This window comes from Vibrio sp. 10N.261.46.E11, assembly GCF_041472735.1.
In the GTDB taxonomy this organism is placed as follows: Bacteria; Pseudomonadota; Gammaproteobacteria; order Enterobacterales; family Vibrionaceae; genus Vibrio.
In genome coordinates, this window is record NZ_JBFRQW010000033.1 from 1 (window position 1) to 2138 (window position 2138).

Genomic DNA, 2138 nt, shown 5'->3' on the forward strand with positions numbered 1-2138 from the left:
ACTTAACTGATCGGCATTACGTATGAAAACGTGCTTTTTTATTTGAAAAATTTCTAGAGAGTTTAGTGTTTTACTTCAAACCTATTAACCCAAGCTTCTAATTCATTAGAAAGGGAGGCGAGAGTTTGAGTACTGTTATGGCTTTCCGTTACGACATCGCTCAGTTGGTTGCCACTTTCTTCAATCATATTGATACGCTTCGATATATCATCGCTTACCTGGGTCTGTTCAGCGGCTGCTGTTGCGATTTGATGGCTCATTGATGATATGGACTCTAATGCAATCACAATCTGTTGTAGCGCTTCAGAGGCATTCTGAGACTCTGCTACCGTACTTTCACTCGTTGCCGCACACACATTCATTGTTTGAATGGCGTTACGAGAACCTTCTTGAAGGTTATTGATCATTAACTGAATCTCTTTGGTGCTCGATTGCGTTCGACCAGCAAGATTACGTACTTCATCTGCTACTACTGCAAATCCACGACCTTGCTCACCCGCTCGCGCAGCCTCAATAGCAGCGTTAAGTGCTAACAGGTTAGTTTGCTCTGCGATATCACCTATAACGTCCAATACCTTAACAATATTGTTTACGTCGTTATCTAGGTTAGCGACAGCTTCACTGGCTGTACCTAATTGTCCTGCTAGGCCTTGAATATTATCTACTGTGTTGTGGATTAGGAGCTGAGTATGTTGGCTTTGTTTGTCAGCCTCGTCGGTGTTACGAGCTGTATCGCCTGCTGAATCGGCAACATTATTTGCTGAAGACGCCATCTCAGTCATTGCGGTTGCGATCATTTCAGTTGATTGTTGCTGAGTTTCAGTAAGTTGAGCGATAGAACCTGCACGATCTTCCACGCGCTGTAATTCGCCTCTTAACGCTAGCATTGAAGAGTTGAGGTTTGATACTAACTCTGCCAGTGATTGACTCATTTGTTGTACAGCGTGATAGATACTGCCTTGCTTAGCTTGAGTCTCAAACGATGTTTGGATTTTTCCTTCTGCGACAGCTTGTACTGCTTCTCTTACGTCTTTGGGTTCACCGCCAAGTAGCGATAGCATACGTTTAATTGAGATAATCAAACTTGAAAGAATGACACCAGCAATAGCCAAACATAAAATCAGTTGCCATTGTGCTGTTGACCAAAACCTTGCGTTGACTTCATTGAAGCCGATACCTGTACCTACAACCCAACCCCAATGAGGTGTTTTTTCTGCGATGGACAGTTTTTCTTCAATACTTCCGTCGGGGAGTTTTTGTGTCCAGGTGTATTCGACGATTTGTCCTGTTCTATTGCCAAGTGCTCGCTGAATAAGTTGGCCAACGCTATTTCCATCGCCATCTTTAAAATCATTAAAGCTGGTTCCGTGTAGTTGCGGATCTAAAGGTGTTGCGACAAAAGTCATATCTTCATCAGCAACATATACATATTCATTGTCTTTATAGATATTGTTGCGCAGTAGGCGAGTGGCAAGCTGTTTGGCTTGTTGTTCTTCTAGAGTGCCATCAATAGCCATTTTTTCGACTTCAGTAAGAATGCTGTATGCACTTTTAAATAGCTCTGTCACGCGAGCTTTGTTGTCTATGTTGCTAGCAACTCTTAAGGTCCATAAACCTGTAGCCGTAAGTGCGAGCAAGGCAATCAAAATGATGCCTGATAATAAATAAGCTTGCGTTTTTAATTTCATATTTCCCCGTGCAGCGATCTAATAATAAGTATGGTGTATCATTCACGAATCTTAAGCTAAGTCGTGTAGTGCAGGTATCAGAAAGGTATCAAAACATGATGAAGATTAAATTTACGAAGAAAAAAAAGTCCCCAAAAGAACATTTTCGTTGTCAAATGAATAAATAGAGGCAAGAGCAATTACTCTATTGAGGGTGGCGAATGTAGTCTATTTACTCGAAGATCAAGATTTAATGTTGAACTGATGTGTTATTGAATAGCGTTAACTTTTATTCAAACGAAAAAAAAGCCAAGTCTCTCGACTTGGCTTTTTTGAATGTGGCTCCCCTTGCAAGACTTGAACTTGCGACATACGGATTAACAGTCCGCCGTTCTACCAACTGAACTAAAGGGGAATTACTTGTCTCAACATCAGGTCTATAGAGACCATCATTTGTTAAGTACCAAATAA

At 41.3% G+C, this 2138-nt stretch carries 1 protein-coding gene and 1 tRNA gene; both read right to left on the minus strand.

Features of this window, described 5'->3' with window-relative positions; all coding sequences use genetic code 11:
* Nucleotides 1-62: 62 nt before the first annotated feature.
* Nucleotides 63-1688, minus strand: a complete 1626-nt coding sequence (locus AB4407_RS11100) for a methyl-accepting chemotaxis protein (RefSeq protein WP_372120587.1) — start codon at nucleotides 1686-1688, stop codon at nucleotides 63-65.
* Between the two features lie 318 nt (nucleotides 1689-2006).
* Nucleotides 2007-2082: transfer RNA gene (locus tag AB4407_RS11105), tRNA-Asn, on the minus strand.
* Nucleotides 2083-2138: the final 56 nt, after the last annotated feature.

Bases quoted from the DNA above. Each gene is read 5' to 3' on its own strand.
- AB4407_RS11100 (WP_372120587.1), bottom strand. From the start codon at position 1,688: ATGAAATTAAAAACGCAAGCTTATTTATTATCAGGCATCATTTTGATT.